The sequence below is a fragment of the Streptomyces sp. NPDC001980 genome, from assembly GCF_040296885.1.
GTDB lineage: Bacteria > Actinomycetota > Actinomycetes > Streptomycetales > Streptomycetaceae > Streptomyces.
Map to the genome: position 1 here is coordinate 1 of NZ_JBEOYD010000093.1, position 12272 is coordinate 12272.

Consider the following 12272-nt stretch of genomic DNA (forward strand, 5'->3'; position numbering starts at 1 on the left):
ACCAAACTGCAACTTGCGGCGAGCCTAGCATGTAGGCAGCCGAAAGCAACAGAGGCCAAGATCACGTCACCCGGACGTTTGAATCGCCCCGAGGGCCGAGACCGCGCCGACGCCGTGTCAGTTCCTCACGGGGCGACGGTCGTCGTGGAGACGAGGCTGCCCGCCGAGGGCAGTGCGGGCAGCGACGGCAGTGCGGGCAGGGCGCCGAGGAGACCGGTGACCGCTGCGAGGATGGGGGCCAGCAGCCCGGTGACGGCGCTCAGCACCCCGCCGAGGTCGAGCGAGGTCAGCGCACTGAGCAGGCCCTTGACGGCGGACTGGATCGCGTTCAGCAGGTCCGAGACGGGGTCGGCCGCCCGGGGTGCGGCCCGGTGCGCGCGCTCGGCGGCGCCGGCGTCCAGGTGCCGCAGCCGCTCCTGGACCGTGTTGTTCCACTCCCGCAGCGCCTTCGCGTAGGCGGCGGCCTGCGCCGGGTCGATGCGGGTGCCCTGCGCCGCGGCGACCTCGGGCAGCGCGTCCAGCAGGGGTGTCAGGGCACGGTCGTACCGTGTCGAGTCGATCGCGTCGATCCGGTCGAGGAGCGTGGCGAGGTCGGTGCCGGGCCGCGGAGCCGTCTGCGCGACACCGGGTCCCGTTGCTTCTCGGCCGGCGTCGGCGGCGGCAGCGGAGGCGGCCGCCGGGCCGAGGACCAGGGCGGCACAGACCAGGGGGGAGACGAGGAGGCCGCGAGAGGCTAGGGCACGCATGGGTTTCCTTTCGAGAACTGCTGTCTTTCGCCCACCGTGGAAAGCGGGGTGCGGCCCCGCAACCGGTCACCCACCGCGCCATGCGCCGCCAGTGCCACGGCGAAGGCCCTGACCAGGGGATTTGCCCCGGCACTGGACTCCGTCCGGGTGTCGGTCGGATGTTCGCCCGTCAGAGTGCGCCCGGCCGCCGACGCGGCCCGCACATGCGAAGAGCCCCGGGCAGGCCTCGCACCTTCACTTCCCCGCGGGATGCGGGACGTCCTTCCGGGCGCGCGCTCCCCGGCTCTGCTCTTGCATGTTCTATGGCACACACCATAAGTTACCCTCGCGTAAGGATGTGATGTGTCTCCACGGGAAGGGCGGTGGTCGCATGAGTCCGCGGAGGAGCGACAGCCGGGAACGGATGCTGCGCGGCGCCGCCGAGCTGCTGCGTGAGTACGGCGCCGGCGCCACCAGCATCGACCGGGTCCTCGCCCGCACCGGCGCCCCCCGAGGCTCCGTCTACCACCACTTTCCCGGCGGCCGTGCCCAGCTGGTCGAGGAGGCGGTGACCCGGTCCGGTGACCGCATGGCGAAGCGGATCGACGCGGCCATGGAGGCCGAGGACCCCGTGGCGGCGGTCGACTCCTTCTTCGCGCTGTGGCGGGAGCGGCTGACGGAGAGCGGCTACCGCGTCGGCTGCCCGATCGTGGCCGTGGCCGCGGAGACCAACGACGAGGCACCCCAGCTGGCCCGCTCCGCCGCCGCCGTCTTCGCCCGCTGGCAGCAGGCACTGGCCGCGCACTTCTGCCGGCACGGCCTTCCGCAGGCGCGCAGCACCCGGTTGGCCGCCTTCGTCGTCGCCGCCCTCGAAGGCGCCGTGATCATGTGCCGTGCCGAACAGAGCACCGCACCGCTGGACGCGGCCGCCGCCGAACTGCGCGAACTCCTGACCCATGCCTTCCCCGACCAGCGACGACCTGCCGACCCACGGCTGTCGTAACCAGTGACGACACCTGACGACCGCTGCGGCCCGTTGCCCGGAGAGCGGCGGGCCGCCTCGCACCACCACCAGCACCCCGAGGAGCCACCCGTGTCCACCACCGACCTCGCCGCCCTGTCCGGCCTCGAACTGATGCGCCGGATACAGTCCGCGCGGCCGACCGACACCGTGCCCCCTTCCATCGGCCGGCTGCTCGGCATGCGCTTCGAGGAGGTGGAGCACGGCCGCATGGTGATCTCGCTCGACACCGCCCCGACTTCGCCAACCCCCTCGGCATCGTCCACGGCGGCATCGCGGCCACCCTTCTCGACTCCGTGATGGGCTGCGCCGTACACACCACCCTGCCCGCCGGTGTCGGCTACACCACCCTCGAACTCAAGGTCAACTACATCCGCGCCGCCCACACCGGAGGCCAGACCCTCACGGCCGAGGGGAGCGTCATCCACGTCGGACGCTCCACCGCCACGGCCGAGGGAAAGGTGCTGGACGAGCGCGGGAAACTGATCGCCCACGCGACCACCACCTGCCTCGTCATGCGACCGGCCGGCGACTGACGGCGGGCCGGGCCCACGCGCGGAGCCCCGCACCCGACGGAGCGGGTGCGGGGCTCCGCGCGTGACGGGCCGGGCGGGCGGCTACTCCGGGACGCGGGCCAGGTCGTGCAGCCAGGCCTTCGCCGAACTGTCCGACGGAGCACGCCAGTCGCCGCGCGGGGAGAGCGAACCGCCTGCCGAGACCTTCGGTCCGTTCGGCATCGCCGAGCGCTTGAACTGGGCGAAGGCGAAGAAGCGCCGGCAGAAGTAGTCGAGCCAGTGCCGGATCTCCGCCAGGTCGTACGCCTTGCGCTCGGCCTCGGGGAAGCCGGGCGGCCACGCGCCCGCCTCCCGGTCGTGCCAGGCGTGCCAGGCCAGGAAGGCGATCTTCGACGGCCGGAACCCGTGCCGCAGCACCTGGTACAGGGTGAAGTCGTGCAGGGCGTACGGGCCGATCTTCGACTCGGTGGACTGCAGTTCCTCACCCGGCACCAGCTCCGGGCTGATCTCGGTGTCGAGGATCGCCGCCAGGGTCTTGCCGGTCTCCGCGTCGAACTGCTCGCTGCTGATGACCCAGCGGATCAGGTGCTGGATCAGCGTCTTCGGCACCCCGGAGTTGACGTTGTAATGGCTCATCTGGTCGCCGACGCCGTACGTCGACCAGCCCAGCGCCAGCTCCGACAGGTCCCCGGTGCCGAGGACGATGCCGCCGCGCTGGTTGGCCAGCCGGAACAGGTAGTCGGTGCGCAGACCGGCCTGCACGTTCTCGAAGGTCACGTCGTAGACCGGCTCGCCCGCGGCGAACGGGTGGCCCATCTCCTGCAGCATCAGCCGCGCGGTCGGCGTGATGTCCAGCTCGGCCGCGGTCACACCGAGCGAGTTCATCAGGCGGTGGGCGTTGCCCTTGGTGTGCTCGCCGGTCGCGAAACCCGGCAGAGTGAAGGCCAGGATGTCGCTGCGCGGGCGGCCCGCGCGGTCCATGGCACGGGCGGCGACGATCAGCGCGTGCGTGGAGTCCAGGCCGCCGGACACCCCGATCACCACCTTCGGGCCGCCGATCGCAGCCAGCCGCTGCTGGAGCGCGGCGACCTGGATGTTGTACGCCTCGTAGCAGTCCTGGGCGAGCCGCTGCGGGTCGGCCGGGACGAAGGGGAAGCGCTCCACCCGGCGGCGCAGCCCGAGGTCGGCCGTCGGCGGGTCGACCCGGAAGGGGACGGTCCGGAAGCCGCCGGTGCGGGCCGCGTGGGTACGGCGGTTGTCGTCGAACGAACCCATCCGGGCCCGCTCCTGGCGCAGCAGGTCCAGGTCCACGTCGGCCACCGCGTACTGGTCGTCGAGCGGGAACCGGTCCGTCTCGGCCAGCAGCGCGCCGTTCTCGTAGATCATGGCCTGGCCGTCCCAGGACAGGTCCGTCGACGACTCGCCGAGCCCGGCCGCCGCGTAGACGTACGCGGCGAGACAGCGCTGCGACGCGGAGCGGCACAGCAGCTTGCGGTCCTCCGCCCGGCCGACCGTGATCGGGCTGCCCGACAGGTTGAGCAGCACGGTCGCGCCGGCCAGCGCCGCCTCCGCGCTCGGCGGCACCGGCACCCACATGTCCTCGCAGACCTCGGCGTGCAGCACGAGACCCGGGACGTCCTCCGCTTCGAACAGCAGCTCCACCCCGAACGGCACGCTCTCGCCGCCGATCCGGATGGTGCCGCCCCGCTCGTCGTCGCCCGCGGCGATCTGGCGCCGTTCGTAGAACTCCCGGTAGTTCGGCGGGTACGACTTGGGTGCGACCCCGAGGATCCGGCCGCGGTGCACGAACACCGCGCAGTTGTAGACCCGGTTGCGGTGCCGCAGCGGGGCACCGACGACGAGGACCGGCAGCAGGCCGGCCGAGCCGGCCCTCACCGCCTCGACGGCCTCCTCGACCTCGTCGAGCACCGCGTCCTGGAGCAGCAGGTCCTCGATCGAGTAACCGGTCAGGCCGAGCTCCGGGAAGACCGCCACCGCGACGCCCTCCTCGGCGCAGCGGCGGGCCTGCCGCAGCACCGCCTCGGCGTTGGCGCGCGGGTCGGCGATGACGGTGTGGCCCGTGCACGACGCGACGCGCGCGAAGCCATGCTCATAGATCGACCAGAAGTTCAACGGGGCTTCCTCGGGAGAGACGGACACGGTGCGGATGCCGGACAGGGAGCGTCGCCGTATCCGGGCTCCCTCTCCTTCGACGGTCTGGCGAACCTCCTGCCCCAAGCAGCATAGATCGCCGGGCGATCCGGGCTGACCAGGGAATCTGCGGAGACCGCGGGCACGTCCACCGCGCCCGGCGGGTCACAGGGGCGTGGTCTCCAGCAGGGCCGCGGCCATCCGGCGGGCCGGCGCCTCGGTCTCGGCCGCGACGCGGTGGAACGCCGTCTCCGCCTCGTGGGCCGGCCAGTCGGCGGGCAGGTGCCGGACGGGCAGCCGCGGATCGGTGCGGATGATGCCCAGCCACTCGCTGACCAGCCGCAGCCGGGTGACCACGGCGTCGTCACCGGGTCCGGCACGCCATGCCTCCCAGCGGGTGCGGAAGTCCTCGTACCGGGCCGCGATGGACGCCAGGTCCCAGGTGTCGCGGATCATGAGGTCGATGTTTGTCGCCTCGTCGGCCAGCGCGTGGAAGATCTTCACGTGGGCGGAGAGCCCGAGTTCGGCGACGACGGCGGAGACGTCCACCCGGCCGGGCGCGATCCACAGGCCGCTGTAGAGCGGCCCGAAACCCGACCAGCCGAGCTGGGAGCGCAGATCGTGCCGCTGGCGTTGCCAGGACTCCGGCAGCGAGAAGCCGAACAGGGTCCAGGAGCCGTCCCAGTCGTCGTTGACGGCGCCGGACTCCCAGATGCGGCGCCGGCCGTCCTGAAGGATCTGCGTGGCGAGGGGCGTCAGGCCGAAGTACATTTTGCGGCCCTGCCGTTGGCGTTGCAGCAGGTTCCGGTTGACCATGCGGGTCAGGGTGGAGCGTACCGCCTGCTCGCCGACGCCCGCCCGGCCCAGAACGGTGATGATGCTCCCCGAGTACACGGCCAGCGGGCCCTGCTCCAGTACGTGGTTGCCGAAGAAGGCGAGCAGGAGCGACTGCGGCCGGGGCTGCGGGGCGTCCAGGGGTTCCGGGGCGATCTCGGCGTTCACGTGCGCAAGATTACGGCCACGTGGCGGATGTACAGGGCGCGGGACACCGGACAGCACCCGCCCCGGCCGTGCCGAAGCGCGGCCGGGGCGGGCCGGCGCAGCCGGATCGCTACGCGGCGGTGCCGCCCGAGTAGTCGCTGTTGAACGTGGTCTCGACGGTCGTGGCCACCGACTGCGCCACCCCGGTGCCCGTGAGGATGATGCCCAGCTCACGGTTGTTGGAGAGGGAGTTGCTGCTGATGTTCATGGAGCCGGCCTCCACCTCCTGGGTGGACAGGCCGTAGTCGGCGACCATGGCCTTGGCGTGGATGTAGAAGCCGTTCGGGTCGGAGTAGCCGACGACGGTGCCGCCCGCGGCCTTGATCGAGGAGACCTCGCTGGAGTAGTCGCCCGGAGTCTCCAGGACGACGCGCACCTTCACGCCCGCCTTGGCCCTGGCGACGATGGCGTTGACCACCGTGCTGTCGCTGAACTCCAGTTCCTCGACGTCCAGCGTCTTGGTGGCGGCGTTGACCACGGTCAGCAGGCGGCTGCGCGAGTCGGTGGGGGACCAGAGCAGGTGGTCGCCGTCGGTGGGCGTGACGGAGGTGCCGGCGTAGTCGGCGTTGAAGACCTTCTCGATCGCCGCGACGTCCCGGGTGTCGTCGGTGAAGACGCCGTAGTCCCGGCCGGTCGAGTAGTACTGGGAGGTCAGATTGCCGGTCAGGACGAGCGACTTGGTGCCGTCGACCGTGATGGTCTTCTGGTGCGTGTAGACGAAGCTGGTCGATGACCACGCCACGCCCACGCCCGCGTTCGTGAGGGAGGTGTAGGCGGAGTTGTTGGCGCTCTTGTGCGCCTGGTCCAGGACGACCCGCACGGTGACGCCCTTGTTCTTCAGGGCTATGAGGTCGTTGACGGCCGTGGTGTCCTCCAGCTCGTACATCGTCATGTCGAGCGAGCTGGTGGCCGAGTTGATGAAGTCGTAGATCGTGGGCTCGCTGCTGCTGAGCGAGAAGGCGAACGCGGAGTAGCTCGCGGCGTTCGCGGGGACCGCGGTGGCGACCACGGCCGCACTGGCAGCCAGGGCGACACCCGCGCGAACGAGAAGCTTCGACAGCATGTGCGTGACTCCTAGTCGAATAGACGCTCACGTGGGGGGTGGGTGAGCGTGGGCATGACACCACGCGCGTAGACTGCCGAGGAAGGGAAGCCGGGTGAACTCACCGTTACCTGGGGGGCGTACGGGCGGACATAGTGGACTCGGCGCAGGTGGGGGCCGGTTCATGGGTGTACCGCGAGAACGCAAAATCTTCGTAGCCGGTCGCGGGCCGGTCCGTCCGCGCCGTCCCGCCGCCGTCATCTGCTCCCGGAACGACTTCCCGCGGCCACCGATCGTCGCCCGGTGCGGGGCGAGGTGGGCCCATCAGGTGACCGTCGCCCGGGTCCTGAGCGGCACCGCGCACTCGGCGCACCGGGCCGATGCGGAGGAGTGTGGGCGCCCGGGGGGCCGTTACGCGCCTGTGAGTTGGGATCCCAGGCCGTCGTCGAGAAGGTCGAACGCCTGGTGGGCCGCCCGGACGGCCTGCGGGTAGCGGGCGTCGGCGGACTCGCCGTCCGCCAGGGCCTCGTGGTTCATGACGGCAAGTTGCCGCTGCACCGCGATCACCTGGGCCGCCGCGAGGCGTGCGACCAGCGGATCGGCGCCGGCCTCCCGCAGTGCCTCGGTCAGCGCCTCGATCCCGCGGGACGTGTACCGGGTCAGCCGCGCCGCCAGGCTCTCCGTGGCGAAGACCATTCTCAGGAAGGCGACGATCTCGGGAGTGTCGTTCAGGCCGGTGTTCGGGTCGCGTCGCGCCAACGCGTCCAGCAGTGCCTCCCGCAACGCGTCGAGCGGTGGCCGGCCGGCTGTACGGCCGCGCACGATGCGGGCGGTCTCGCTCTCGTGGTCGGCGAACCGGTGCAGGACGAGGTCTTCCTTCGTCGGGAAGTAGGCGAAAAGGGTCCGCCGGGAAACCTCGGCCGCTTCCGCGATCTCGGTGATCGAGACATGGTCGAAGCCCCGGTCCAGGAACAGGCGGATCGCCGTCGCCGAGATCGTCTCCCGGGTGCGTTCCTTCTTGGTCTCCCGCAGGCCCATCCGCTGATTCATGCACTCAGTCTACCCCGTGGTAGACTGAGTGCATTCTTGCACTGAGTGCATTTCGGAGGGTGTCATGCGAACCGAGATCATCGTGGTGGGGGCCGGTCCGACCGGGCTGATGCTGGCCCATGAGCTGACCTTGGCGGGCGTGCCCGTCGTGGTCCTGGAGAAGCAGCCCACGCGCAACCCCCAGTCCCGGGCGGGCGGGCTGCAACCGCGCACCGCGGAAGTGCTCGACCTGCGCGGCCTGCTCGACCCGCTGCTGGCCGACGCTCCGTCGCGCAACAACCACGGGGGGCATTTCGCCATGCTGCCCGTCGAGCTGGACTGCCGGCCCTGGCGCACCCGCCACCCCTACCCGGTCACACTTCCCCAGGATCGGCTGGAGGCGTTCCTCGAAGAGCGTCTCGTGGCGCAGGGCGTTCCCGTGCTGCGCGGACACGAGGCGACGGCGGTGGAGCAGGACGCGGACGGCGTCACGGCCGGGGGGTTGCGCGGCAGTTACCTCGTCGCCTGCGACGGCGCGCACAGCGCGGTCCGAGCGGCCCTGGGTGTCCCCTTCCCCGGACGGGCGGGCAGGATGTCCGCCGTGGCCGCGGACCTCACCCTCGCGTCCCGGTCCGACGCCGTCCCCATGGACCGTGGGCACTTCAGCCAGTACCCCCGATCCGCCGGCGGCTACTTCAGCATCCTGCACCCCCTCGACGGCGACCGGTACCGGTTGATCTTCGGCAGGCTCTCCGGCGACGGCCCGGGCCGCGAGGCACCCGTCACCGCCGAGGAGGTGCGCGAGGCGCTGCATGCCGTGTACGGACGGGACACGGAACTGGGCGAACTGCGCGCGGCATCCCGGTTCAGTGACGCCGTCCGGCAGGTCGAGCGCTACCGCGAGGGGAGGGTGTTCTTCGCCGGGGACGCGGCACACATCCATGCGCCGATCGGCGGCCAGGGCGTGAACCTGGGCGTCCAGGACGCGGTCAACCTGGGCTGGAAACTCGCCGCCGAGGTGCGGGGCTGGGCACCTGCCGGGCTGCTGGACACCTACCACGACGAACGGCACCCCGTCGCGGCGCGGGTGCTGGAACACACCCGTGCCCAGGCCGTGCTCATGAACCCCGGCCAGGACGAGGAGGTCGAGGCGGTCCGCACCCTCGCGACCGAACTGCTGCGCCTGCCCGACACCAACCGGTACATCTCCGGCATGATGTCCGGCCTCGACATCCGGTACCCCGGTCTCGGTCCCCGCATGACCGACCTGGAGCTGACCACCGGCGCCGGCCCGACCCGGCTCAGCCTGCTGATGCACTCCGGCCGCGGCCTGCTGCTCTCGCTCGACGGCAAGCGCAGGGACGTGGGGGACCGGTCCGACCGGGTGGAGCACGTCGTGGCGGAGAGCGACGAGGACGTCGAGGGTGCCGAGGGCGCCGAGGCCCTGTTGATCCGGCCCGACGGCTACATCGCCTGGTCCACCGCCGACCGCAGTCCCCTCGAAGCGGCCCTCACCCGATGGTTCGGCTGAGCCCCGCACCTCCGGCGGGCGGCGGGCGCGGCACCCCGGCGCCGCCCCGGCGCACGCGAATCGGTCAGTAATGGAGAAGCGCTAGTCTTTTCACCCCGGCTAGCGTGGCGCCGACCGACCAGGACCCCGCGCAGCAGACGGAGACGGGTTTGAGCATGGCCACAGAGACCGAGAAGACGACGTCCACGCCGCACGTGGCCGACAGCCACGGCCTGATCCGCGTACACGGCGCGCGGGAGAACAACCTCAAGGACGTCAGCATCGAACTCCCGAAGCGCCGGCTGACGGTCTTCACCGGAGTCTCCGGCTCGGGCAAGAGCTCGCTGGTGTTCGACACCATCGCCGCCGAGTCGCAGCGGCTGATCAACGAGACCTACCCCGCCTTCGTCCAGGGCTTCATGCCCAACCTGGCCCGCCCCGAGGTCGACGTCCTCGAAGGACTGACCACCGCGATCATCGTCGACCAGCAGCGGATGGGCGGCGACCCGCGCTCCACCGTCGGTACCGCCACCGACGCCAACGCCCTGCTGCGCATCCTCTTCAGCCGCCTGGGCAAGCCGCACATCGGCTCGCCCAAGGCGTTCTCCTTCAACATCGCCTCGATCAGCGGGGCGGGCGCCGTCACCGTGGAACGCGCCGGCCAGAAGGTGAAGGAGCGGCGCAGCTTCAGCATCACCGGCGGCATGTGCCCGCGCTGCGAGGGCCGGGGCGCCGTCACCGACCTCGACCTCGCCCAGCTCTACGACGAGACCCTCTCCCTCAACGAGGGCGCGATCACCGTCCCCGGCTACAAGGGCGGCGGCTGGAACTCCCGCCTCTACGTCGAGTCCGGCTTCTTCGACCCGGACAAGCCGATCAGCAAGTTCACCAAGAAGGAACTGCAGGACTTCCTGCACCGGGAGCCGACCCGGATGAAGATCGCGGGCATCAACATGACCTACGAAGGTCTGATCCCGCGCATCCAGAAGTCGATGCTCTCCAAGGACAAGGAGTCGATGCAGCCGCACATCCGCGAGTTCGTGGAGCGGGCGGTCACCTTCGCCACCTGCCCCGACTGCGACGGCACCCGGCTCAGCGAGGGCGCCCGCTCCTCGAAGGTCGACGGGATCAGCATCGCCGACGCCTGCGCGATGCAGATCAGCGACCTGGCCGCCTGGGTGCGCGGCCTCGACGAACCGTCGGTGGCGCCGCTCCTCGCCACGCTCCGGCACACCCTCGAATCGTTCGTGGAGATCGGCCTCGGCTACCTCTCGCTCGACCGCCCGGCCGGCACCCTGTCCGGCGGCGAGGCCCAGCGCACCAAGATGATCCGCCACCTCGGCTCCTCGCTCACCGACGTCACCTACGTCTTCGACGAGCCCACCACCGGCCTGCACCCGCACGACATCCAGCGCATGAACGGCCTGCTGCTGCGGCTGCGCGACAAGGGCAACACCGTGCTCGTGGTCGAGCACAAGCCGGAGGTCATCGCCATCGCCGACCACATCGTCGACCTCGGCCCCGGCGCCGGGGCCGGCGGCGGCACGATCTGCTTCGAGGGCACCGTCGAGGCCCTGCGGACCGGCGGCACCATCACCGGCCGCCACTTCGACGACCGGGCCGCCCTCAAGGACACCGTCCGCAAACCCACCGGCACGCTGGAGATCCGCGGCGCGCGCACCCACAACCTCCAGGGCGTCGACGTCGACATCCCGCTCGGCGTCCTCGCCGTCGTGACCGGTGTCGCGGGCTCCGGCAAGAGCTCCCTGGTGCACGGCTCGATCCCGGCCGGCGCCGGGGTGATCTCCGTGGACCAGGGCGCGATCCGCGGCTCCCGGCGCAGCAACCCGGCGACGTACACCGGACTGCTCGACCCGATCCGCAAGGCCTTCGCCAAGGAGAACGGCGTCAAGCCGGCCCTCTTCAGCTCCAACTCCGAGGGCGCCTGCCCCACCTGCAACGGCGCCGGCGTGATCTACACCGACCTGGCGATGATGGCGGGCGTCGCCACCACCTGCGAGGACTGCGACGGGAAGCGGTTCGAGGCGTCCGTCCTCGACTACCACCTCGGCGGCCGCGACATCAGCGAGGTGCTCGCGATGCCGGTGACCGAGGCCGAGGAGTTCTTCGCCGCGGGCGAGGCGCACACCCCGGCCGCCCACCGCATCCTCCAGCGGCTCACGGACGTCGGCCTCGGCTACCTCACCATCGGCCAGCCCCTCACCACCCTGTCCGGCGGCGAGCGCCAGCGCCTCAAGCTGGCCACGCACATGGCCGACAAGGGCGGCGTCTACGTTCTCGACGAGCCGACCGCGGGCCTGCACCTCGCGGACGTCGAGCAGCTTCTCGGGCTGCTGGACCGGCTGGTCGACTCCGGCAAGTCGGTCATCGTCGTCGAGCACCACCAGGCGGTCATGGCCCACGCCGACTGGATCATCGACCTCGGCCCGGGCGCCGGCCACGACGGCGGCCGGATCGTCTTCGAGGGCACCCCGGCGGACCTGGTGACCGCCCGCTCCACGCTCACCGCACAGCACCTCGCGCAGTACGTCGGCGCCTGAACCGGCGGCCCTGAGGAGACGAGATCCCCTCAGGGCGGCCACCGCGGCAGAGGTTTGAATATTCAAACGTCAATGGTTAGGCTGCGCCCCATGACCACGACGCCACGCTGGCTGAACCCCGAGGAACGACGGGCGTGGCTCGCCTACGTCCAGTTCTCCACGCACCTGTCCGACCACCTGAACCGCCAGCTGCGGCGCGATGCGGGGATGACCCACGCCGACTATTCGCTCCTCGCCTACCTGTCCTCGGTCAAGGATCACAGCCTGACCATGTCCGAGCTGGCCGAACGCCTGAAGATCACCAGAAGCCGCCTCACCCACGCCGTGACCCGCCTCCAGGAGGCCGGCTACGTCGACCGCCGCGAGGACCCCGTCAACCGCCGCAACCAGCACGCCGTCCTCACCCCGGCCGGCATGAGCCTGCTGGAGCGTGCGGCACCCGGCCATGTCGAGGCGGTCCGCCGAGCCGTCTTCGACGCCCTCACCCCGGAGCAGGTCACCCAGTTCGCCGCCATCGGCGAGGCCGTCAACACCGCCCTCCAGCGCATGGACGCCGACAGCGACGAACAGGAGGCGCTGCCCTGGCGGCGCCGCTGCTCCATAATTTTTTCTGGTGTGTAATATTCGTAATTTCCAATGCCTTTTCGTAAGAGCATAACTGTAACGTTCTTATCAAC

11 protein-coding genes are annotated in these 12272 nt (G+C 70.9%); 6 read left to right on the forward strand and 5 right to left on the reverse strand.

The window, feature by feature from the left end; all coding sequences use genetic code 11:
• Window positions 1–125: 125 nt before the first annotated feature.
• Window positions 126–746 carry a hypothetical protein gene (locus ABT137_RS50580; RefSeq protein ID WP_351720754.1) on the reverse strand — a complete coding sequence of 207 codons (621 nt, stop codon included), beginning with the start codon at window positions 744–746 and terminating at the stop codon, window positions 126–128.
• 370 nt (window positions 747–1116) lie between these two features.
• Here ABT137_RS50580 and ABT137_RS50585 point away from each other — a divergent pair, with 370 nt between their 5' ends.
• The 3 genes from ABT137_RS50585 (at window position 1117) to ABT137_RS50595 (ending at window position 2282) form a co-directional block, all read left to right on the forward strand.
• Entirely contained in the window at window positions 1117–1728 is a 612-nt protein-coding gene (locus ABT137_RS50585) for a TetR/AcrR family transcriptional regulator (protein WP_351720756.1), read from the forward strand.
• 90 nt (window positions 1729–1818) lie between these two features.
• Window positions 1819–2046: a hypothetical protein gene (locus tag ABT137_RS50590; protein ID WP_351720759.1), complete on the forward strand. Its 228-nt coding sequence runs from the start codon at window positions 1819–1821 to the stop codon at window positions 2044–2046.
• Window positions 2019–2282, forward strand: a complete 264-nt coding sequence (locus ABT137_RS50595; RefSeq protein WP_351720772.1) for a PaaI family thioesterase — start codon at window positions 2019–2021, stop codon at window positions 2280–2282. Before ABT137_RS50590 ends, ABT137_RS50595 begins: the two co-directional genes overlap by 28 nt.
• 81 nt (window positions 2283–2363) lie before the next feature.
• On the opposite strand, the gene ABT137_RS50600 is transcribed toward ABT137_RS50595, so the two are convergent.
• The 4 genes from ABT137_RS50600 to ABT137_RS50615 all read right to left on the reverse strand — a co-directional run bounded on the left by ABT137_RS50600 (window position 2364) and on the right by ABT137_RS50615 (window position 7545).
• The gene (locus tag ABT137_RS50600; protein ID WP_351720775.1) at window positions 2364–4394 is read right to left on the reverse strand and encodes an NAD(+) synthase; all 2031 of its coding nucleotides are present in this window, start codon (window positions 4392–4394) and stop codon (window positions 2364–2366) included.
• A gap of 183 nt (window positions 4395–4577) precedes the next feature.
• A complete protein-coding gene (locus ABT137_RS50605; protein ID WP_351720762.1) occupies window positions 4578–5414 on the reverse strand; it encodes a PaaX family transcriptional regulator in 837 nt (278 codons plus the stop codon).
• Between the two features lie 109 nt (window positions 5415–5523).
• The gene (locus ABT137_RS50610; protein WP_351720763.1) at window positions 5524–6516 is read right to left on the reverse strand and encodes a phospholipase D-like domain-containing protein; all 993 of its coding nucleotides are present in this window, start codon (window positions 6514–6516) and stop codon (window positions 5524–5526) included.
• Between the two features lie 390 nt (window positions 6517–6906).
• Window positions 6907–7545 (reverse strand): TetR family transcriptional regulator, encoded by a 639-nt coding sequence (locus ABT137_RS50615; RefSeq protein ID WP_351720765.1) that lies wholly within the window; start codon window positions 7543–7545, stop codon window positions 6907–6909.
• A 64-nt stretch (window positions 7546–7609) separates the two neighbouring features.
• Here ABT137_RS50615 and ABT137_RS50620 point away from each other — a divergent pair, with 64 nt between their 5' ends.
• The 3 genes from ABT137_RS50620 (at window position 7610) to ABT137_RS50630 (ending at window position 12216) form a co-directional block, all read left to right on the forward strand.
• On the forward strand, window positions 7610–9055 hold the full coding sequence (locus tag ABT137_RS50620) for an FAD-dependent monooxygenase (RefSeq protein WP_351720766.1): 1446 nt from the start codon (window positions 7610–7612) through the stop codon (window positions 9053–9055).
• Between the two features lie 155 nt (window positions 9056–9210).
• Entirely contained in the window at window positions 9211–11595 is a 2385-nt protein-coding gene (locus ABT137_RS50625) for an ATP-binding cassette domain-containing protein (protein WP_351720768.1), read from the forward strand.
• 90 nt (window positions 11596–11685) lie between these two features.
• Window positions 11686–12216: a MarR family winged helix-turn-helix transcriptional regulator gene (locus tag ABT137_RS50630; RefSeq protein WP_351720770.1), complete on the forward strand. Its 531-nt coding sequence runs from the start codon at window positions 11686–11688 to the stop codon at window positions 12214–12216.
• The last annotated feature ends 56 nt before the right edge of the window (window positions 12217–12272 follow it).